General features: G+C 32.2%; 19 protein-coding genes and 1 tRNA gene. 5 read left to right on the top strand and 15 right to left on the bottom strand.

Annotated features, from left to right (window positions below; all coding sequences use genetic code 11):
- Nucleotides 1-56: 56 nt before the first annotated feature.
- From WNY78_RS01470 to WNY78_RS01455, 4 genes are read right to left on the bottom strand one after another with little or no spacing between them, the layout of a single operon-like run.
- The gene (locus WNY78_RS01470) at nucleotides 57-1,196 is read right to left on the bottom strand and encodes a tetratricopeptide repeat protein (RefSeq protein WP_342871402.1); all 1,140 of its coding nucleotides are present in this window, start codon (nucleotides 1,194-1,196) and stop codon (nucleotides 57-59) included.
- Complete coding sequence (locus WNY78_RS01465; protein WP_342871401.1) at nucleotides 1,196-3,574, bottom strand: energy transducer TonB; 2,379 nt, start codon at nucleotides 3,572-3,574, stop codon at nucleotides 1,196-1,198. The genes WNY78_RS01470 and WNY78_RS01465 overlap by 1 nt, the downstream gene beginning before the upstream one ends.
- A 1-nt stretch (nucleotide 3,575) precedes the next feature.
- Nucleotides 3,576-3,938, bottom strand: a complete 363-nt coding sequence (locus WNY78_RS01460) for a BlaI/MecI/CopY family transcriptional regulator (protein WP_342871400.1) — start codon at nucleotides 3,936-3,938, stop codon at nucleotides 3,576-3,578.
- Between the two features lie 49 nt (nucleotides 3,939-3,987).
- On the bottom strand, nucleotides 3,988-4,911 hold the full coding sequence (locus WNY78_RS01455) for a DUF4350 domain-containing protein (protein WP_342871399.1): 924 nt from the start codon (nucleotides 4,909-4,911) through the stop codon (nucleotides 3,988-3,990).
- 120 nt (nucleotides 4,912-5,031) lie between these two features.
- On the opposite strand from WNY78_RS01455, the gene WNY78_RS01450 reads away from it, so the two are divergent.
- A complete protein-coding gene (locus WNY78_RS01450; protein WP_342871398.1) occupies nucleotides 5,032-5,532 on the top strand; it encodes a DUF456 domain-containing protein in 501 nt (166 codons plus the stop codon).
- Between the two features lie 246 nt (nucleotides 5,533-5,778).
- Here the strand turns inward: WNY78_RS01450 and WNY78_RS01445 are convergent, their stop codons facing one another.
- From WNY78_RS01445 to WNY78_RS01395, 11 genes are all read right to left on the bottom strand, one after another.
- Complete coding sequence (locus tag WNY78_RS01445) at nucleotides 5,779-6,447, bottom strand: response regulator (RefSeq protein ID WP_342871397.1); 669 nt, start codon at nucleotides 6,445-6,447, stop codon at nucleotides 5,779-5,781.
- Nucleotides 6,448-6,452: 5 nt separating this feature from the next.
- A complete protein-coding gene (locus WNY78_RS01440) occupies nucleotides 6,453-8,462 on the bottom strand; it encodes a tetratricopeptide repeat protein (RefSeq protein ID WP_342871396.1) in 2,010 nt (669 codons plus the stop codon).
- Nucleotides 8,463-8,613: 151 nt separating this feature from the next.
- Nucleotides 8,614-8,784 carry a hypothetical protein gene (locus tag WNY78_RS01435; RefSeq protein ID WP_342871395.1) on the bottom strand — a complete coding sequence of 57 codons (171 nt, stop codon included), beginning with the start codon at nucleotides 8,782-8,784 and terminating at the stop codon, nucleotides 8,614-8,616.
- A gap of 793 nt (nucleotides 8,785-9,577) precedes the next feature.
- Nucleotides 9,578-9,651, bottom strand: a tRNA-Asp gene (locus WNY78_RS01430).
- Nucleotides 9,652-9,726: 75 nt separating this feature from the next.
- Nucleotides 9,727-10,656, bottom strand: coding sequence for a DUF58 domain-containing protein (locus WNY78_RS01425; RefSeq protein ID WP_342871394.1), 930 nt, complete (start codon nucleotides 10,654-10,656; stop codon nucleotides 9,727-9,729).
- A 32-nt stretch (nucleotides 10,657-10,688) separates the two neighbouring features.
- Entirely contained in the window at nucleotides 10,689-11,231 is a 543-nt protein-coding gene (locus WNY78_RS01420; protein ID WP_342871393.1) for an ATP-dependent Clp protease proteolytic subunit, read from the bottom strand.
- A gap of 91 nt (nucleotides 11,232-11,322) precedes the next feature.
- Nucleotides 11,323-11,646: a thioredoxin gene (gene trxA, locus WNY78_RS01415; protein ID WP_342871803.1), complete on the bottom strand. Its 324-nt coding sequence runs from the start codon at nucleotides 11,644-11,646 to the stop codon at nucleotides 11,323-11,325.
- Nucleotides 11,647-11,812: 166 nt separating this feature from the next.
- The gene (locus WNY78_RS01410) at nucleotides 11,813-11,986 is read right to left on the bottom strand and encodes a hypothetical protein (RefSeq protein ID WP_342871392.1); all 174 of its coding nucleotides are present in this window, start codon (nucleotides 11,984-11,986) and stop codon (nucleotides 11,813-11,815) included.
- A gap of 52 nt (nucleotides 11,987-12,038) precedes the next feature.
- Nucleotides 12,039-16,427 carry a DNA polymerase III subunit alpha gene (gene dnaE / locus WNY78_RS01405; protein WP_342871391.1) on the bottom strand — a complete coding sequence of 1,463 codons (4,389 nt, stop codon included), beginning with the start codon at nucleotides 16,425-16,427 and terminating at the stop codon, nucleotides 12,039-12,041.
- Nucleotides 16,428-16,658: 231 nt separating this feature from the next.
- Nucleotides 16,659-17,108, bottom strand: a complete 450-nt coding sequence (locus tag WNY78_RS01400) for a PA2169 family four-helix-bundle protein (protein ID WP_342871390.1) — start codon at nucleotides 17,106-17,108, stop codon at nucleotides 16,659-16,661.
- 192 nt (nucleotides 17,109-17,300) lie between these two features.
- A complete protein-coding gene (locus WNY78_RS01395; protein ID WP_342871389.1) occupies nucleotides 17,301-17,990 on the bottom strand; it encodes a DUF6252 family protein in 690 nt (229 codons plus the stop codon).
- 176 nt (nucleotides 17,991-18,166) lie between these two features.
- On the opposite strand from WNY78_RS01395, the gene WNY78_RS01390 reads away from it, so the two are divergent.
- The 4 genes from WNY78_RS01390 to WNY78_RS01375 all read left to right on the top strand — a co-directional run bounded on the left by WNY78_RS01390 (nucleotide 18,167) and on the right by WNY78_RS01375 (nucleotide 21,656).
- Nucleotides 18,167-18,694 (top strand): 30S ribosomal protein S16, encoded by a 528-nt coding sequence (locus WNY78_RS01390; protein ID WP_342871388.1) that lies wholly within the window; start codon nucleotides 18,167-18,169, stop codon nucleotides 18,692-18,694.
- Nucleotides 18,695-18,864: 170 nt separating this feature from the next.
- Complete coding sequence (rimM, locus tag WNY78_RS01385; RefSeq protein ID WP_342871387.1) at nucleotides 18,865-19,395, top strand: ribosome maturation factor RimM; 531 nt, start codon at nucleotides 18,865-18,867, stop codon at nucleotides 19,393-19,395.
- An 84-nt stretch (nucleotides 19,396-19,479) separates the two neighbouring features.
- The gene (locus tag WNY78_RS01380; protein ID WP_342871386.1) at nucleotides 19,480-20,193 is read left to right on the top strand and encodes a methyltransferase; all 714 of its coding nucleotides are present in this window, start codon (nucleotides 19,480-19,482) and stop codon (nucleotides 20,191-20,193) included.
- A gap of 284 nt (nucleotides 20,194-20,477) precedes the next feature.
- Nucleotides 20,478-21,656, top strand: coding sequence for an acyl-CoA dehydrogenase family protein (locus WNY78_RS01375; protein WP_342871385.1), 1,179 nt, complete (start codon nucleotides 20,478-20,480; stop codon nucleotides 21,654-21,656).
- Nucleotides 21,657-21,794: the final 138 nt, after the last annotated feature.

Below are 21,794 nucleotides of genomic sequence, written 5' to 3'. Positions count from 1 at the left end.
TTTTTGTTGAAATAAATACCTACAAGGTTTTCAAAACCTTGCAGTATAAGAAAGTATTAGTCTTTTGTCTTTAAGAATTTCTCTTGTTTAAGCTCTGTTAATCGTCTAGATGCAAATTTTGAATAGAATGTATCTGGATATTTATCTCTAAAATCTTCATACATTTTAATCTTCGTTTCAAGATCTGCGTAATACTTATCTTTTGTAGATATGATGTAAAACTCTGAACTTATGTTATTAGGATTTTCTTTTAACGACTCTTGAAATGCTGCAATGGCTTCTTTGTTTTTGTCTTGTCTATTTAAGACAGTACCTAATAATTGATATTCATAATCTAGAGGTACATCTTTTAATGCTAACGCTTGTCTGATGTACTTTTCAGCATTTTTGAAATCTTTGAGTCGGTTGTAATAACTCCCAATTAACAACATAGCATCAGCACTATACGGATTGTATTTTAACACCAATTTTCGTTGTTCAATAGCCAATTCATAATCTGTAAATTCTGCATGGAGCGTGCTCAATTTCTCATGAATAAACTCAGAGGACTCTCCCATTTCAATTAATTTTTTGAACCAATCTCTTGCATTGTGGTAATCATCTTGGTAATAGTAATTTTGAGCTTTCAGGCTAATGAGTTCTATATTGTTTTCATAGCTCTCTAATCCTTTATCTATATATCTATGTGAGATGTCATGTTTCCGCTTAATTAAAAAATGCTTTGCTATTTTAAAAATCGCTTTTTGATGGGTTTGATCTAAATCATAAGCAGATCGAAACCTATTTAATGCTGTAGAATCATCTTCCATGCGTTCTAACGCTAATCCCATTTCATAATGGTAATTTGGATTGCGATAATCAATATTCATCAACTTATTAAACACCTCTATTGAGGTTTCAAAATTTTTGGTTTTTGATAGCAATCTTGCGTACTCGTATAAAATGAGTCCGTTTTTTGGATCTTCTTCTGCAGCGAGTTTATAAAACTCTAAAGCCTTGTCGTAATTTCCTAAAGCAACATAAGATTTCGCAATTTTAGCATTAACTTCATCTTGATTACTATGTGTTTTATAAGCTACAATCGCTTTGCTGTAATTACCATTGCTATACAAACTATCTGCTTGATTTAAAACTGATGTTTGCGCTTGAGTATTAAAAGTTATTAGAACGCATAAAAGTATAAAGAGTGATCGCATTAATTTTTCTTATTTTCTTTAATGTCTGAATGAATTTGAAATACTATAGGCAATGAGTAATTAACGATTACTGGCTGGCCATTCATTTCTCCTGGAGTAAATTGTGGTAAGCTGTTCATAACACGCTTAGCTTCGGCTTCTAAATCTGGATGTGGTGCTCTTGCTTTGACGTCAATAACCTTTCCTTCTTTATCAACTTTAAAAATAACGTTAATACGTTGCTTACCTTCTAAACCAAGTTTTGAAGCTAAATTTAGATTGAAATTTCTATTCACATATTTAGAAACGAAGTCACTAAAACATTTTTTTGAGGCTTTTTCTGTATTTAGACTTTCACAGTTCTCTGCGATTGGAGCTTTGTCCAAAGCCATAAAAGGCACTTCATCTGCATTTTTAAACTTTTCTTTTAATTCTTTGATACGTTCATATTCTGGTTTTTCTTGGATATTGGCAGCATTATAAGCATTCAAGTTCTCCTTTAGTTCTTCAATATTTTTCTCTACGGAAGGATTATCGTCTTGAGTATTAGGCTTTCCATTTACCTGAAAAATAATTGGCAAACTATAAGGCACCACAACCGCCTTTCCTTTTTGTTTTCCTGGTATTAATTGAGGTAAGGTTTTAATAACACGTATTGCTTCGTCTTCTAAAGCTGGATGTGGTGCTCTAGATTTAACATCAACAATATGACCTTCTTTGTCAATTTTAAAAATAACGTTGATGCGCTGTCTACCAACTAAGCCTAAACTATCTGCTAGTTTTGTATTGAAATATCTATTCACATGTTTTGAGATGTGATTACTCATGCATGCTTTTCGTTCTTCGTTGGTTTCCAACGTTTCACAAAATGTGAATGTTGGTGTTTCTTCGATAATTGAGAATGGGACTTCTACGGTTTCTTGGATCTCTATTATGTCTATGTCGCCTGAGGTGTTTAATTTAAAAGTATTTTTCTCTTTTCCGAAGTCATATATATTTGAATCCTTATAATCTGAAACAATGAGCTTGTGATACTTATCATCTGTTTTCAATTGCTTTAAATGAGTCTCTTGTTTTTTCTTTTCTTCGGAAGTCAAATTGTTTAAATCTTCTACAAATAATTTGAGTTCTCCACCTCTATCATTAGCTTCCCAAAGTTGCTTAGCTTCGTCTGTTTGTTTCCACTCTAAATATTCTTTGTAAGTTTTTCTAGTTTTAGAATGAAGTTTTTGTTCCATTTCTAAGAAATCGTCTGTCAATGTACCATCCTCAGATTTACGCTTTACAGATTGATCAGATAAATATTTCATATAAACCCCAAATCTGTAATATTGAACTTTGGAGCTTATGTATTTTTCATCTCCAGACATCACAAAATTTGCAATCTCCATAAATGTTTTACCACTCTTTTCCATGTCTACCAACTCTTGATACAACTTTTCTTTTAACTCTTCATCTGTTAATTCTTGAGCGTCAGGAACAATAATAGTTTCTACAATTACTTCGTCTTTTTCTTGAGCATAAGACGATGTATACATAAGCATCGTAAAAACGATTGGGATTAATAACGCGTATTTGATCAAATTGATTTGACTAGATTTTGATTTGCTTAACATAACGATTCGTTTTTTGATTAATGATTGTTTAAAAAATGGATTGACAAATGAGAACTGCTGTGTCTCAAAAACTTGTGTTAATAAATTGTCATAATACGCTGACTTATTTTTACCTTTTACAGCATTGTCATCTGCAATATATTCATGAAGAGTAGCTATTCTGTTTTGATACATATAGACTAATGGATTAAACCAAAACGCAATACGTAAGAGTTCAAAAAACAATAAATCTAATGAGTGTTTTTGTTTGATGTGTACCATTTCGTGCTCCAAAATTGAGGTACTTTCTTTTGGTGTTAGCCTGTTTCCTAAGAAAATATAATGAAAAAACGAAAAGGCTTTTGTACTATTTAATAAACAAACAATCAAAACCTTACCACTCCAACGTTTAGGATTATTTGACACTAACAACAACAGTTTTATGATTTTATAAACTAAAAATAGTGCTGCAATACACATCCCAGAAATTAATATAATGTTCCAGATAGAAATAGGTTCTGGTTCTAGGTTAATGCCTGCTTCCATTGCAATTATTGGATCAATTGTACTGGCTACTTTTGTTGTTTCTCCAATGAGAACTTCGGGTAAAGTAATCACGAAATCTTTGGCAACGACTTCTTTAATGCGTTCTATTTTTATAAAAGGAATCACTAATGATAAGACTGATGTACTCAACAAATAGACACGATTGAGGTTAAAGAACGTTTCCTTACGAAGAAAAACATCATAGATTATTAAAAACAGTAATTGAAACGCAACGACTTGTAAAATATAGTGTAACATGTTATTGGTTTGTTTTATTAATATCTTTTAAAATGGCTTCCATGTCTTTTAAATCGACATCATTTTTCTTGACAAAAAACGATACCATACTTTTAAATGAGCCTTGAAAATAATTGTCCACTAAATTATTTATGGATTGATTGCTATACTCCTGTTTTTTAAGAAGCGGAAAATAGATGTGTCCTTTTCCTTGCTTTTCATAATCTACAAAGCCTTTATTTTCTAGAATCCTAACAATTGTAGACACTGTATTGTATGCAGGTTTTGGTTCTGGAAGTTCATTGATAACATCCTTAACATTGGCTTTTTCTAATTGCCAGAGAACTTGCATGATTTCTTCTTCTGCTTTTGTTAATTGCTTCATATTTATTTCCCAACTAGATTGGGAATCTTATTAATTAAACTTCTATTTTTTAGTTCTCATTGGTACTTAACCAGAGCATTAAGTTTCTAATAAAATCGACGTTATTTGGAGCTGTTTCAGAATTAAATCCAACATGAAACGTTCCATTTTCAATAGTTATAGTTTGCGCTGTAAATTGCGCTGCTTCACCAAAAACAGCGAGTTTGCCTTTACCAAATTCTAGAATTGCACCTTGGTAACTATCTTCTAAATCTTTACTTGGTGTGTTTTCATCAAATTGCCAAGCGATTTCTGGTTCTAGGCATTCATCTCCTTTTTTAAATTTCAAAATCCCAATTGCTTTCTCAGGAATTTGAAATGACGAACCCATAAAAGTAGTCACACTATTTATCGAATTACCATAAGTACCATCTGTTATTTTAGAAACTAATAATCTTTTATTTTCTTCGGAAAACACATCTGATGCGCCTTCAGGTTTTGATAAATAAGCAAACCCATCGCAAAAATTAAATCCGAAAGCATTGGCTAACGTATTCGTTGCTCCCGAAAAAGGCATATGGTCTGCAATGATTAACAAACGTCCTCCTGCTTCTACCCAATTTTTAAGAATCTGGATGTCTTCCGAAGTAAAAGCATCATGAATAGGTTGTTGCCAATTACCAATATTTCTTGAATTTATGGCGTTTGATATTACTAAAACATCTGTTGTATTGAGCAAATCATAAGTTTCTAAAGATTTGACTTTGTACCCATCGCGTTCTAAAAGCGTACTAAATGGTTTAAAACGACCCTCTTTAGTATGAAAATTATTATGTATTTCGTCAATAAAAACTGTAGGTCCTTTATCTGCTTTATAAAATGGTTTTATTATTTGTGGCACTAAAGTCGTATCGACTTCCTGTTGAGACGTTGCAATATATGAACAACATAATATGAAACTAAATGCGATATATTTAAACCAATTGGATATCATTAAATCTTACTTATAGATTTTCAAATATAACTAAATTTTTAGTTTGAACTAAATATTTAGTTTAAAATGTAACAACTTAAACAATTTTGCGTCTTACTAATAGAATATTAAATACTTATAATGGACATTTTTTTAGTCATTTTGGCTGCTTTTTTTATGATTTTAGGAATCATAGGTAGCTTTCTCCCAGTTTTACCAGGACCTTTAACCAGTTGGATTGGTTTACTTATTTTTCATTTAGCAGATGTAGTACCAATGAATTGGACATTTTTAATCATCACATTTATAATAGCTATTGGGATTTGGATTTTAGACTACATCATTCCTGCCATGGGAACTAAACGTTTTGGAGGCACAAAAGCTGGTATGATTGGCACTTCTATTGGTTTAATCGTAGGATTAATTGCGCCAATACCAGGTGGCATTATTATTGGGCCTTTTTTTGGCGCGCTAATTGGAGAACTTTTAAATAAGGCAGAATTTGATAAAGCCGTAAAAGCTGCGTTTGGATCATTTCTTGGTTTTATAGCATCAACCTTTATAAAATTTGTAATTGCAATGATCTTTTTAGGCTTCTTTATTGTGAAGTTTTTTGATTACAAGGATGTTCTTTTTCAATAAAAATTAAATAAAAAAAACCTAACACTTGTTGAGGAGTGTTAGGCTAATTTTTCTTTGCTATTAATTCAACAAATTACTTAGAGGGATTAAAATAATCTTTGTTGACTTGTTCAAATATATATATAGTCAATAACTTTTTGTTACGGAAAAACCGTAAACATGGTGTGGAAAAACCGTAGTTTCTAGCAATGACAATGGTTTCAAGAAGACTTAAAAACTGTAATTAAGCAAAATTTAACAGTTTTTTTAAAGAAAACCTTTCTTTCGAGCTTCAGTGATTAAAGATTCATCTTTTCCGTCATTAATTGAGAATAAAATCTTGAGTTGTTTTTTACGTTTTTCAATAGCACTCATTGATAAATCTATATGCTCAGTTAAGCTTCTTGTTTTGATACCTTGTGATAATAAATGTAGAATCTTGCGGTTAATTTCATCTACATATATTTCATTAACAACAGATTTGTTTAAAAAGTTACTCACTGTACTACTATAATATGGAGGATCAATTAATATATGATGAAAAGCCTCTGCCAATTCACTAGATGTTAAATCACTTTTAATTAAAAATCCATCTGGACTTATCTCTTTTACAATATTATGAATACGATAAGACTCATTGAACATCGTCAAAATAATGACTTTAGCATTTGGCATTATATTACGAGAAATCTTAGCCAAATCTTCACCTGAAGTAATTTTACCATCTGCAGAAGGTGGTAAACTAATATCAAAAAAGCAGACATCATAAGGGTGTTCATTTGCTGCTTTTTGCATCAATATATTGGCAGCATCACAAGTATTAGCAGTATCAATTACTAATGTTTGATTGTCTTTTTTGGTTGCCATTAATGTGTTTTGGTACCCTTCTATAATGATTGGATGATCATCAACCATTAAAATGTGAATTTGTTGCATTGTGTCTAATTTTTGTAAGGTATTGTAATAATAACCTTAGTCCCTTTATTTAATTCAGAATGAAATCGTGCTCTCCCACCAGCTTCTTCCACTCTTGAATTTATATTTTTAATGCCAATACCTTTTTTACTTTTATTGACATCAAAACCTTCACCATCATCTATTATAGATAAGCAAATTACATTATTTTTCAATTCAAAACTAATTTTAACCACCTTTGCATTGGCATGTTTATAAATATTTTGAAGTGATTCTTGTATGATCCTATAAATGTTGATTTTAGTTTTATTAGAAACCATTTCCCAATTAATATCATCTGTAAAATCAAATGAAGATTGTATTTGATAAGCGTTAGTTTGCTTTTCTATTAGCTCAGACACTATATCCATAAACCCAGAACCAGATACAAAATCTGTATTTAAATCATGAGATATTTTTCGAATGTCATCCTCAATAATTTTAAGTTCACTAATGTAAGCCGCTCGTTTATTGATCGCTTCTTTTCCTTCGGAAAAATTAAAACTATCCAAACTGAGCCTAGTTCCAAATAATCGTCCTAAAATACCATCATGAAGTTCTTTTGAGACTCTAATTTTCTCTATTGCTCTTGCTTCATCAACTTTATCTTGCTGTGATAACATAAGATTATAAATCTCTTCATTCGCTTTTTGTTGATCTTTCTCAAACTTGAGTTCTTTATTTTTTGTACGTTGGGTAATAATAATATAAATCAAAACAGCAGTTACAAATAAAGCGCCTAAAATAGACAACAACCATATGAGCTGTTGCGACATTTTCTCATTTTCTTGCTCTACTTTATCGGTTTCAAATTCAATTCTAGCAAATTTGTTTCCAACATTACGCTCTACTTTAAGTAAACTATCGCTTAAATTTATATGTTGTTCTAAATACGATTTACTCTCTTCTCCTATTGTGAGTTTTGATAATATACGCATTGACTCTAAATACAATTCATTAATTGGAATCTCTTTAGAGATACGATAGCTGTCTTCTGCATACTGTTTGGCAAGTTCATTTTTGCCATTTGCTTTATAAAACTTAGCTAAGTCTATTGATGCAGAAAGTTTAGAATAGTCATCTTGTATACTATCAGAAATCTTTAATGCTTTTTTGAACTCACTTTCTAACTCTTCAAAGTCATAATTTCCAATCATAAATTTTGTAAACGTTCTATTTACAATTACTAATGGATAAAACGTTGGGTCTTCTGAAAGCACATCAGTCTGATCAATAAATTCATCATAGATTTCTAAAGCCTTTTTTAAATCGCCTTTTGACCGATACACTATTGCCAAATTATTTTTGGACTGAAGTCTTAAATAGTTTCCCCTTTTTAATTTTTTTGTTAAAGCAAGCGCTTGTTCATGATATTTTAAAGACTCATCATAATTTTCGAGCTTAAATGAAACTATACCTAATAAATTAAAACAATTGTAAAGATCATCATTAAGAGATATCCCTTCATTTTGTTCTATCGTATTTAATAGATTTAAGACTTCTATTGCATTCTGTTCACTACCTAAATAATCTTTAGCATCATCCTGAATTGTTGCAATACTAATTAAAACAGCAGCTTTCTCTTTTAAATTATCTAAAGCCTCATAATACTTAAGTGCATTTAAATAATAATTATAGGATTTTATATTATCACCTTCAATAGCATAATAATACCATCCTAATTGATTACTTGTTGAAGCTATACCTATAGAATCCCTTAATTCTTGAGCTAATTCGAGATTTATAAGACTTGAAGAACGGAAAGTCTCATATTCTCCTGAAAGGAGATATAAATATGATAAGTTTCTATTACTTGTTAATATTGTAGAATCTATTTCTGTTTGTTGAGATAATTTGCTTGCTTTGATGCCATAAGAGAGTCTCTGATCAATGGGCAAATCTTTATCCTCAGATAATTCTCTCAAACTAATGATACTATCAATAGTAGTGTTTTGACCATATACGTTAGCACATAATAACACTAAAAATAAAATCAAAAAGTATCTTGTTTTGTGTTTCAAAAGATTAATTAGTTATAATCTCAAAGTTAAAATATTTTATTGATTTAATACAAGTCATTTCTCACCAATAAAAAAGCCCATACTTAACATTGTAAGTATGGGCTTTTGCATTTAAAAAGAGTAATTTCTAACCGTTATTAGGTAATTTTATTTCTTTTTTTGTATGTGCCAACAAATCTGTTTTATTATACGTTTTGTACGTTGGTTCACTAGAATCCGCAACAGCATCACTGCTTTGTCCAGATAATGTTAATAATAATACTGCTAATAATAGTAAAGTAATTTTTAGGGTCTTCATGTTAATCAATTTTAGGGATTATATATTCAATTTTAATTATGTTAATTATTAAACACTATTAATAATGCCAAAACAAGGGATTGAATGGATTATTAATTTTAGGCATAAAAAATGCCAATAAAATTGAGGGAACTTTAAATGTCAATGACATCTAAAAACTAAAATGGATTAAAAAATTCCTTTATAAGTATAATTAGGGCCTTATGAAGAACCCCAAACATACTACTATTTTGGAGAATGACAAACAAAAATCCGATAAAAAGCGATGTTTTAACGACAAAATACATTAAAACGATTAAAAATTGTTAATAACTTGTTGATAAACATATTATTGTGTCTTCGGATTAAAAGTATTTTTCTTCTTGATTATCTTCTCATCCATCTTAATCTAAATCTATTACATCATCTTTATAACTACGAGTTGATCATGAAATGGATTTAGAATATCATCACCACTACTCTTAAACATTAAAATTTTGAAATATTTGAAGTTTGATATATAAAAACATCGTTAATAAATAGGCATGACATACCATTAAATCAAAACCATTTATTAAATAGAAAAAACTATCGTGTGTACACTATAAATGTACTGTAAGTAGATTACAAACAGCCTTAAAACAAAAAAGCATCCCGATTTTCAATTAAGAAAAAAGGAAAGCTTCTCATTGGTAAGAACTCAACAACATTGAGTTTCTCACAACTCTCAGATTTCTCTGAGAACAACACAACTTCTTTATATTGCTTAAAAAAAGCCCTAATTTCTTAGAGCTTTTAGTTGCAATTTTTTTAGCGGTCTGGACGGGACTCGAACCCGCGACCTTCGCCGTGACAGGGCGACATTCTAACCAGCTGAACTACCAGACCGTTGCTTTATTGCGAGGGCAAATATACATTCGATTTTTAATAACACAAACCTTTTTGCAAGATTTTTAAAAAAAATTAAATAAATTTTTGACGCTCCACCATATACGTGGTCAAGATCTTGTCAAAAGGCTTATTAATATCTGCTTCAACATATTTAATTTGATATTGTCCACATTTTAATTTAATACTCCTAAAGTAATCTGACACAGCACTTTCGTAACCTTCTTTTACTGTATCTGGATATAGATTAATGAATTCATTAGTCTCTACATCTATAAATCGCTTGGGTGTGTTATCAAAATCAAACTTTAATTCTTTTTCTTTATCAATAACATGAAATAATACTACTTCATGCTTATTATGTTTAAGATGTCTTAAAGCTTCAAACAATTTCACCTCATCAGTTGATGTTTGAAACATATCTGTAAAAAAGAATATAAGTGATCTTCTGTGAATGTTCTCTGCTATCTGGTGCAAATAGGTATACGTTTCTGTTTGTTTGTTTAGCTGTTTTGAAACGACCATTTTACTTAACTCAGCTAATAACATTTGATGATGACGTTCGCTCCCTTTTTCTGGAGCATAATAATCATAAGCATCACTATAAACACTTAAACCTACTGCATCGCGCTGTTTTTTTAAAATATGCATTAATGCTGCGGAAGCTAAAGCAGAAAATCCAATTTTATTCAAATTGCCAATGTTAAAATCCTTTATCTCAGGATAGTGCATTGAACTACTATTGTCTACAATAAGATGACAACGCAAATTGGTTTCGTCATCATAACGTTTTGTGTACAACTTGTCTGTTTTAGCGAACAGTTTCCAATCTATATGTCGTGTGCTTTCGCCTTGGTTATAGATTTTATGCTCTGCAAACTCTGCAGAAAACCCATGAAACGGACTCTTATGCATGCCAGCAATAAAACCTTCCACCACTTGCTTAGCGAGTAGTTCTAGGTTTTTAAAGCCTCCTGCTTTATTGAGTTCTGCTTGTAGGTTCATGAATTTTAAAATTTCCGAAGAAAATATTAGTTTTAGATTATGCCGTCAACAATTCCATAGGCTTTAGATTCATCTGCTCCCATCCAATGGTCACGATTAAAATCTTTCATTACCTTATCGAAATCTTGTCCGCAATTATCTGCTAAAATTTGAGCACTCAATTCTTTAGTTTTCAATATTTCTTGAGCTGTAATTTCTATATCACTTGCTTGACCACGTGCACCTCCACTTGGTTGATGAATCATCACTCTAGCGTGAGGTTGAATAAAACGTTTCCCTTTTGTTCCTACAGATAATAAAATAGAACCCATAGATGCTGCTAAACCTGTACAAATAGTAGATACATCACTATTTAGTGATTTAATACAGTCATACATGGCAAATCCAGATGTTACATAACCTCCAGGACTGTTGATATATAAATGGATATCTTTTGTCTCTATTGAGTCTAAATATAATAAACGATCAATCACATGTTTTGCCGATTTATCATCTACCATTCCCCAAAGAAAAACTTTACGTTCTTCTAATAATTTGCTATCAATTAAATCTTGCGTTTTTGCTTGCTTACTCATATGTGTTTTTCTTATGTCTTAATATTAGTTAAAAATAAAAAAAGGTTCACCATACTGGCAAACCTTTTATCATTTCTTTGTGAAATATATTTTACAATAAAGCGTCGATTGCTTCAGAGTAAGCATTTTTAGGTGCTACACCTACTTGACGACCAACAACTTCTCCGTTTTGGAATATTAATACTGTAGGGATGTTTCTTACACCATACTTAGCAGCAAATTCTTGATTTGCATCAACATCTACTTTACCTACAACAGCTTTACCATCGTAATCTGTACTTATTTCGTCAATGATTGGTCCAACCATTCTACAAGGTCCACACCAAGCAGCCCAAAAATCAACCATTACTGGCTTATCACTCTTTAATACTACTTCTTCAAAATTTGCATCTGTTATTTCTAATGCCATAATTATATTGTCTAATTGTTTAACTTCATTTTAATTTAATACACAAAATTAGTCAAAAATTTTGCCATTCCTTACAGTGGCAGTATTTGTTTTGATTATGAGGTTATTGACATAACATATATGGCAATTTGACATTAATTCAGAATTCAAACTGATCTAAAAAGTCAAATGATTAGCATTTATGTTTTTTAGTTTTACCTATTTGAAAATAGCCAAAAATTAAACTAGTACTGCAAATAATCGTAAATAAATGATCTAAGATTGGATCTCCTTTTGATAATCCAAATGATACAGCTGCTAATCCTAAAGCTCCTACTAATAACAATAATCTTCTTGTTGTTTTCATAACTATAATATTTGATTTAAAGATATGTAGCAAATATCACAGGAATGTTACACTAATTTAATTTAAACATCACATCATGATATTTAAGCTCATTTAATAACTCTTGTGAGATTTTAATTTTCTGTTTTCGGCTAGGCATATTGAGTTTTATCTTTTCAACATTATCATACACTACAAAAGTGAGTGCTTTTTCTCCGGAATGCATTCTAAACAAATCTTGTAATACTGAAATTTTCTCTTCTTTTAAATCCTTAATATCTAATTGAATGGACAGCTTCTTCGCATAAGTATCCATGACATCATGCAATAGTTGAAAGCTATTAAACTGAAGCCTTGGATCACTCTTTTTACCAGTTTCTCTATTCGTCCAACCTTCTCTTACAAAAGATTTAACGTACACAAAACTGTTTTTTACAAGAAAATGTCTGTACTTAAGATACTCTTCACCAAAGATTCTAAATTCGTAATTATCTGTATAATCCTCAACCATGAAAATCGCCCAACCTTTTCCTTGTTTACTCACACGATGCTGTACATCAGTAACAACGCCTCCAAAAGTGATTTCTCGATTGACATAATTCTCCATTTCATTAAAAAATGCCAAACTACCACTACAAAACGTTTTCATCTCCACTTTAAAATCATCTAAAGGATGACCAGAAATATAAACACCAACCACTTCTTTTTCTTGTGCTAGTTTTTCCATTGTTCCCCATTCTTCAGCAGGTGGAACAATAGGTTCTGCAATTTGAACATCGCTTGCTGCACCAAACAAACTTACTTGTGAAGAGTTTTCATTCTCTTGGTGTTTGGCTCCATATTTAATGGCTTTCTCTAAAAATGTAATCCCATCACCTTCATCTTGAAAATATTGTGCACGATGTGTATCTCCAAATCCGTCAAAACCTCCAGCCAAAGCTAAATTCTCAAATGCCTTTTTATTGGCTGCGCGTAAGTCAATTCGCTTTGCTAAATCAAAAATAGATTTGTAGTGACCTTCTTCTTTTCGGTTAGCAACAATAGTTTTTACAGCACCATGACCAACACCTTTTATGGCTCCCATACCAAAACGAACTGCGCCATCTTGGTTCACCGAAAACTTATAATACGACTCATTAACATCTGGTCCTAAAACAGCCATTCGCATACGTTTACATTCTTCCATAAAGAAGGTAACTTGCTTGATGTCATTCATGTTATTTGACAATACTGCTGCCATATATTCTGCAGGATAATGTGCTTTTAAATACGCAGTTTGGTAGGCAATCCAAGCATAACATGTTGAGTGCGATTTGTTGAATGCATAACTTGCAAAGGCTTCCCAATCTTTCCAAACCTTTTCTAATATTTTGGCATCATGACCTTTGGCACTTGCTTGCTCAATAAATTTTGGTTTCATTTTATCCAAAACCGCAATTTGCTTTTTACCCATTGCCTTTCTCAAAACATCGGCTTCACCTTTTGTGAAATCAGCCAATTTTTGAGATAAGAGCATTACTTGCTCTTGGTATACTGTAATTCCATAGGTTTCTTTGAGATACTCTTCCATTGCTGGTAAATCATACTCAATATCCTCATCACCATGTTTACGTCTTGTAAAACTTGGTATATATTCCATTGGACCTGGACGATACAAGGCATTCATTGCAATTAAATCTTCAAAAACTGTTGGTTTTAATTCCTTTAAATGCTTTTGCATTCCTGGTGATTCATACTGAAATACACCAACGGTTTCACCTTTTTGGAACAACTCATACGTTTTTTCATCATCTAGAGGAAATGTATCTGGATCCAACAATATATCATGTTTTGCCTTGACGATTTTTACCGTATCTTTTATTAAAGTCAAGGTTTTTAATCCCAAGAAATCCATCTTAAGCAAACCTGCATCTTCAACCACTGAGTTATCAAACTGAGTGACATATAAATCGGAATCTTTAGCTAAAGCAACAGGAACGAATTTGGTAATATCATCTGGTGTAATAATTACACCACATGCATGTATTCCTGTATTACGAACAGAACCTTCTAATGATCTAGCTAAATTTATCGTTTCAGCATCTAAACCGTCACCATCTGCTATGTTTAATAGCTCATTAACTTTCTCTAAATCTTCTGCTCTAAACTTCTTACCAAGCTCTTTTTCATCAAGTCCAAAAATCTTATTCAGTTTGGACATCGTTGGGATTAGCTTCGCAATGCGATCTGCTTCAAATAGCGGCAAATCTAATACTCTTGCAGTATCACGTATTGATGATTTTGCTGCCATTGTTCCGTAGGTAATAATCTGAGCCACTTGACTAGAACCATACTTGTCAATTACATAATCCATGACGCGACTTCGGCCTTCATCATCAAAATCGATATCAATATCTGGCATACTCACACGATCTGGATTTAAGAAACGCTCAAAAAGCAAATCGTACTTAAGCGGATCAATATTTGTAATCCAAAGGCAGTATGCCACAACAGATCCAGCTGCAGATCCACGACCAGGACCAACCGATACGTCCATCTTACGAGCTTCTCTAATAAAATCTTCTACAATAAGAAAATAACCAGGATATCCAGTGTTTTCAATAACGCTTAACTCAAAGTCGAGACGCTCAATAACTTCTTCACTTAATTCTTCTCCATATCGTTTTTTTGCACCTACAAATGTTAAATGCTTTAGAAATGCATTTTCACCACGTTTTCCTCCATCGACTAAATCTGCTTCATCTTTAAACTCTTCTGGAATATCAAAAGCAGGTAATAAAACGTCTCTAGCTAGTTGATAAGCCTCAACTTTATCAACTACTTCTTGGATATTTGAAATTGCTTCAGGAACATCCTTAAACAAAGATTTCATCTCATCAGAAGACTTAAAATAATACTCTTGGTTTGGCATCCCATAGCGATAACCACGACCACGACCAATTGGAGTTGCTTGTTTCTCGCCATCCTTTACACACAACAAAATATCATGTGCGTTAGCATCTCCTTTTTTACAATAATAAGTATTATTAGAAGCTACTAATTTGATATCATGCTTTTTAGAAAACTCAATCAATACAGGGTTAACACGATTTTCATCTTCTTGATTATGACGCATTAACTCTATATACAAATCATCACCAAACTCTTGTTTCCACCATAGTAATGCTTCTTCTGCTTGATGCTCTCCAACATTTAATACTTTACTTGGCACTTCACCATAAAGATTTCCTGTTAAGCAAATAAGGTTCTCTTTATATTGTTGAATCAGTTTTTTATCAATTCTTGGCAAGTAATAAAATCCATCAACAAAAGCATGAGACGATAATTTCGCAAGATTGTGATACCCTTCCTTATTTTTAGCTATCAATACAATTTGATACCCATTATCTTTTCTAGATTTATTGGTATGATCTTCACAAACAAAAAATTCACAACCTATAATTGGTTTAATCTCTCTTAAATCTGATGTTTCACCTTTCTCTTCTGCTTCTTCTATTTTAGCTTTGACACCTTTATTATGATTATTAACCGCTTTTACAAAATGAAAAGCTCCCATCATATTAGCGTGATCTGTCAGCGCAACAGCTGGCATTTTATGCTCTGCAGCGACAGCAACCAAATCTGTAATACTAATCGTTGATTGTAAGACTGAAAACTGAGAATGGTTATGAAGATGTACAAAATCTATATCTGCAAGTCCAGAAATATTTTCTTTTATTTCTGCTTCGGAAATATCAACTGCTTGTAACTTTTGGAGCCTCTCATTAATTTTAGCACTTTCCTTTTTTAGATTGATGTGCTTTAATCCAATAAGTTGAATCGTTTGTGGGTTCTTAGCATTAAAATTCTGAAAATAATCAGGCTCAACGTCTAATTGTTCCTTGGTATATTCTCCAAGTCTAATTAATTCTAAAAAACAACGAGTCGTTGCCTCAACATCTGCAGTTGCGTTATGTGCTTCGGAAAATGGAGTATTAAATAAAAATTGGTGTAATTCGGTAAGGGTTGGGAGTTTAAACTTTCCGTAGCGACCACCAGGCAGTTGACACAATGCGGCAGTATGCTCTGTACAGGTATCTAAAACGGGTAATTCTTGGAGTTGGTTTGCAAGGTTTTCTCTCACAAACTCTGCTCCCATGATATTGAGATCAAATTTTACATTTTGACCAACAACAAATTTAGTTTTTGAGAGTGCAACATTAAATTTCTCTAATACTTCTTGGAGAGAAACACCTTGTTCTTGCGCTAATTCTGTCGAAATCCCATGAATTTTCTCAGCATCATACGGAATATTAAATCCGTCTGGTTTCACCAAATAATCTTGATGCTCAATACAATTACCCATCTCATCATGGAGTTGCCACGCAATTTGAATACATCTTGGCCAATTATCTACATCTGTAATTGGTGCATCCCATCGTTTTGGTAATCCTGTGGTTTCGGTATCGAATATTAAATACATGTATTGTTGAGCTTTTGTTTTCTTGCTAAAACGCAGAGGCGTAATGCCTTATATAATTACTCTTATGTTTAAAAGCAGTTCTTAAAACTGTGGTAGTTTCAAAAACTTCAGAAAAAACTAGTTTATAAAATTACGTAGAATTTCAACTTTTAAAAAAGTAAGTTATGAACAGTTTTAAACAAAAAAAATCAGCTTTCTCAAGCTGATTTTTCTCACATTGAATCGCATCTATTATGATACTAATTCTTCATGTACTTTTTCGGTATTAATTGCCGATTGAATTGCATTTCTATGTTTAAGCAATAACGCATCAATTGTAGGTGGTAAATTTCGTTCTTTCATAAGCTCATTATACTCTTCTAAACTAGCTTCTTCTCCTCGAATTGCTTCTTCAAGAATGGACTCCTCGTTATTTGACGTAAAAGTAGATTTTAATGACATCCAATTACGATGCATTGCACCTTTAAAACTTCCTGAATCTTCTGGAATTTGTCCGTATTGTAAAATCTCAGTTCTCAGTTCTTTTGCAAATTCGCTTCGTTCTGAAGCTCTTCTCTTAAAGAACATTTTTAATTTATCACTATCCACATTCTCTAAAGCATTTAAATAGCCTTTTTCTGCGTCGTAATTTTTTACTAATAATTCATTTAATTTGTTTGAAATTTCTTCTGAATACTTCATTGTTCTCTTATCATTTTTAAATTTCAATACTTTCTTTATTGATGCGTATTGTTTAACATCCAACTGTATATAGTATAACACGAAAAGTAGGAAAAATCAAACAAATTAACATTTTTAACAAAGACTTATAGGTATTTAACAAAAAAAGCAACCTTAGAGGTTGCTTTGATTTATATTGTATATAATAATGCTTTATGGAATACATGTTCCTAAACCATCAACAATTACTTGTTGGCTTCCATCTGGATCTCCACAAACATCGATTTTATCCATTAACGCATTTTTATAAGCATTACAAGCATCTGTATAATCTGGCATTGTAGTATCTGTGGCATTAAATACTGCTAGTGCAATATTTACTTGTTGTGTTGCTTGTAAACAACTACTTCCGTTATCAAATGCAACTAAACCACCAACAATAGGCACTTTATGAAATACACCTTCATTGAAATTAACAGTTTGCATACCATCATCTGAAAAAGCATAAAACCAAAATGTTCCTGTCATGGTCTTTGGATTCGTATCTTGAATACTCTCAACAATAATTTGTCCTTCAACAGGATACAATGTAAAATCTGGATCTGGTTCATTTGCTGTAGAATAAATGACACCATTTGCATCTCTAACAATTGCAACACTAGGATTATCACCACCCAAATTGTAGATACCAGCAGTATCATCTTGAGTAATTAATTGTAACGTTTCAATATTGTTAGTTCCTTGAACTAAGAATCCTCCAAAATCGATATCGGCAGCGTAAGATGCTGCTCTCCATAGATTCCCATTATAATTTCCTTGTATTGCAGGAGAATTGAATTGTAATTCTTCTCCACAGCTAAATACCGTAGCTAAGGTTATAAGAAATAAGGCTATTTTTTTCATTTTATCAGTTTTCAATATATAATAGGTAAATAAAATAACGTTTTAGTGTTCCCAAAAGTATAATAATTTTTCAATATTACTTAATTACTAATAAAATGTTGAGAATTAAATTATTGTATTATCTTTGCGCCTCATTAATAATAGAGGTCGCGAACCTTACAAATTAATTATAAAATATGCCTGTAAAAATTAGATTACAAAGACACGGTAAAAAAGGGAAACCTTATTATTGGATCGTTGCAGCAGATGCACGAGCAAAAAGAGATGGTAAATACTTAGAAAAATTAGGTGCTTACAATCCAAACACAAATCCTGCAACAATAGAATTAAATGTTGACGGAGCAGTACAATGGCTACAGAATGGTGCACAACCAACTGATACGGCAAGAGCAATTTTATCTTATAAAGGTGCAATGCTAAAAAATCATTTAGCTGGAGGTGTAACTAAAGGTGCTTTAACTGAAGAACAAGCAGAAGCTAAATTTGACGCTTGGTTACAAGAAAAAGCTGGAAAAGTACAAACTAAAGAAGCTGGTTTATCTGAAGCTCAAGCAAAAGCGAAAGCAGATGCATTAGCTGCCGAGAAAGCAGTTAACGAAGCTAGAATAGCAGCTGCACTTCCTGTAGAGGAAGTAGTTGAAGAAGTAGAAGCAGCAACTGATGCTCCTGCTGAAGAAGCTAAAGCTTCAAACGAAGAAGAATAGAAAATTATTTTTTATACTTTTAAACTCCGATACGTTGTATCGGAGTTTTTTTGTGAAATAGTATTTTGCTACTGCAAATACGTAATTGAACAAATCCCATTGAAGAATGGGATCTCATTAATAATAATCAAGATTCCCTTTTACAAGGGAACGAAAAACAAAATTTTTCGATGGAAAAAAAAGATTGCTTTTTTCTAGGTAAAATTGTTAAGAAATACAGCTTCAAAGGCGAATTATTAGTAAAATTAGATACTGATGAACCTGCACTTTATGAAAACATGGACTCAGTTTTTATAGAGGTTCGTGATACATTACTTCCTTTTTTTATTGAATCTTCTCAATTACACAAATCTGAATTATTACGTGTTAAATTTGAAGATGTAGATACTGAAGAAGACGCAGATGCTCTTATGAAAAGCGGATTGTATTTACCTTTAGAGTTTTTACCAAAACTAGAAGATGATAAATTTTACTTTCATGAAATTATTGGATTTAAAGTAGAAGATAAAAATTTTGGACATGTTGGTATCATAAAAGCTGTAAATGACTCTACAGCACAATCACTTTTTGAAATTGATAGAGATGGAATCGAAATTTTAATCCCTATGAATGATGAGTTTATTTCTAAAGTAGACAAAAAGAATAAAACGATTTTTGTAGATACTCCTGAAGGATTGATTGACCTTTATTTGGAAGAATAAGTTCTAAATAAAAATTCTACAACATAAGATAAAATATCAAAATGAGATTGCCACGTCCTTCGTTCTCCCAATGACAATAAGAAAATGAACAAACCATTTCAATTTAAAGAATTCTCAGTTAATCAAGATCAATGTGCCATGAAAATTGGCACAGATGGTGTTTTATTAGGTGCTTGGACCTCAATTGAAAGTAATCCATTTTCTGTTTTAGATATTGGTGCAGGAACAGGTGTTTTATCCTTAATGCTTGCGCAACGCTGTGATGCTCAAGTTATCGAAGCTCTAGAGATTGATGACAAGGCTTATGAGCAATGTGTTGAGAACTTTGAACAATCATCATGGAATGATCGTTTGTTCTGTTATCACGCGTCATTGGATGAGTTTGCTGAAGAAATTGAAGACACATATGATTTGATTATTTGCAATCCGCCATTTTATTCTGAAGACTATAAAACCGAAAATGTACAACGAGATCTAGCACGATTTCAAGATGCAATGCCTTTTGATCATTTATTAGAAAGTGTTGCAACCTTACTTTCTGAAGAAGGTTCTTTTTCAGTTGTTATTCCATTTTCCGAAGAAAAACAATTTATTACTCTTGCTAGACAAGTTTCTCTTTTTCCAAATCGTGTTTTACATATTAAAGGAAATCCTTCCGTAGCTATTAAAAGAAGTCTTATAGAGTTTACATTCACAGAACAAGATGTTGACATTTCAGAATTAATTATTGAAACTACTAGACACAACTACACAGAAGATTACATCAATTTGACTCAGGATTTTTATTTGAAAATGTAGTTTTAAGAAAACGTTTTCGTTATTTTTGTTTTTCAGAAAAAACAATAATATCAATTAGATGAATTTAGCATTTTAGCGAACACCATCTGACAATCATTTAAAATACAAACTACCAAATGACTTGAGCGAAGCAACAGCATTTGACCTTTGAAATAACAATAAAAACTACCAAATGACTTGAGCGAAGCAACAGCATTGGACCTTTGAAACAACAATAAAAACTACCAAATGACTTGAGCGAAGCAACAGCATTTGACCTTTGAAATAACGATAAAAACTACCAAATGAAACCAGATTTATTCGAAGCACCAGATTATTACAATCTTGACGAATTACTTACCGAAGAACACAAATTAGTACGTGATGCAGCAAGAGAATGGGTAAAACGAGATGTTTCTCCAATTATTGAAGAGTATGCTCAAAAAGCAGAATTCCCTACACAGATAGTTAAAGGTTTAGCTGAAATTGGCGCTTTTGGACCATACATCCCAGAAGAATATGGTGGTGCTGGACTAGACCAAATTTCTTATGGTTTAATTATGCAAGAAATTGAACGAGGAGATTCTGGAGTGAGAAGTACAGCTTCTGTTCAATCATCTTTAGTAATGTATCCTATTTGGAAATATGGTAACGAAGAACAACGTCAAAAATACTTACCAAAATTAGCATCTGGTGAATGGATTGGATCTTTTGGTCTCACTGAACCAGATCATGGAAGTAATCCAGGAGGCATGGTAACCAACTTTAAAGATATGGGTGACCATTATCTTTTAAATGGTGCTAAAATGTGGATTTCAAATTCTCCATTTTGTCAAATCGCTGTGGTTTGGGCTAAAGATGAAAGTGGAAGAATTCACGGTTTAATTGTTGAACGAGGCATGGAAGGTTTTACAACTCCAGAAACGCATAACAAATGGTCACTTCGTGCATCTGCAACTGGTGAACTTATTTTTGATAACGTAAAAGTGCCTAAAGAAAACTTATTACCAAACAAATCTGGTCTTGGTGCTCCACTTGGATGCTTAGATTCTGCACGTTTTGGTATTGCTTGGGGAGCGATTGGAGCTGCTATGGATTGCTACGATACGGCTTTACGTTATAGTAAAGAGCGCATGCAATTTGGAAAACCTATTGGTCAATTTCAATTACAACAAAAGAAATTAGCTGAGATGATTACTGAAATCACTAAAGCACAATTATTAGCTTGGAGATTGGGTGTGATGCGTGAAAATGGCACTGCAACATCTGCACAAATATCTATGGCGAAACGTAATAATGTGGATATGGCTTTAAAAATTGCTCGTGACTCAAGACAAATGCTTGGTGGAATGGGAATTTCTGGAGAGTATTCTATCATGAGACATATGATGAACCTTGAAAGTGTTGTGACATATGAAGGTACGCACGATATTCATTTACTAATTACAGGATTGGATGTTACTGGTCTAAATGCCTTTAAATAAAGGCTTATTTAATTGTTTCACTCGAACGCATACGTTTCGGGACATAGTAAGACGAAAAATCAAAAAATGCTTCTCTAGTTTGAGAAGCATTTTTTATAAAATAAACTTGCTGGTTATTGTAGTATTTGTAAGATTTTT

Source organism: Psychroserpens sp. AS72, from assembly GCF_038900375.1.
GTDB lineage: Bacteria > Bacteroidota > Bacteroidia > Flavobacteriales > Flavobacteriaceae > Psychroserpens.
Note: the sequence above shows the minus strand (reverse complement) of the source record. Positions and strands in the feature narration are given on the sequence as shown.